Here is a 738-nt window from a genome sequence, read left to right on the forward strand (position 1 = left end):
ACGGCCTGTCCGCACGGCCTGTCCGCCGTCCTGCGTCGCACGGCGGCAGAGCACGGCGGCATCGACGCGACGGGCGCGTCGGTGACGGCGCACCGGTGGAGCGGCCGCGTCGAAGCAGCCCTGGCCGCCCGCGACGTCGACGGCGCGCTCGCTCTGCTCAGGAGCCGTCCCGGTGAGCTGGTGCGCCGCGTCGACCATCTGCGTCTCGCGGTCGAAGCCGACCGGTCGGACGCCGACCGGTCCGACGCCGACCGGTCCGACGCCGACCGGTCCGATGCTCACCTGCGCGGCGCCGACCGGCCCGGCGCGGAGGCGGGCGCCCGGCGCGCGCGGGCGGTCGTCCGCGCGCTGGAGCACGCCGCGACCTCGGTCGCGCCCGCCTTGGGGAAGAACACGCGCACCGTGTGCTCCCKGTCGCGGACCCGCAGGGAGCCCAGCGCGGAGAGCAGAACGGCGGGCGCCGCGAAAACGCACGTCACCGACGACGACAGGCCGGTGCTGCCGTCCGCCGTCACACGGTCCGTGACCGAGGTCCTCACGGCGGAGGTCCTGCGCCGGGCCGGCCGCGGTGCCCCGGTCGGCGTCGCCGTGGTGGACGCCGCCCTGGACGGGGTGATCGCGCCGTTCACCGAACGGACCGCGTCCCGTGCCCTGGTGACCCTCCCGCGCGGCAGTGAACTCGCGCTGCCCGACGGCCGGTCGCTGCGGCTGTTCCTGACCTGGACGGAGAGCGAGGCC

Annotated in this window: 1 pseudogene; it reads left to right on the plus strand. The window is 77.2% G+C overall.

Going from position 1 to position 738, the window contains the following annotated elements:
• Positions 1-738 (plus strand): annotated as a pseudogene (locus EAO77_RS39405) (hypothetical protein); the annotation flags it as partial.

The organism is Streptomyces sp. T39, assembly GCF_008042045.1.
Taxonomy (GTDB): domain Bacteria; phylum Actinomycetota; class Actinomycetes; order Streptomycetales; family Streptomycetaceae; genus Streptomyces.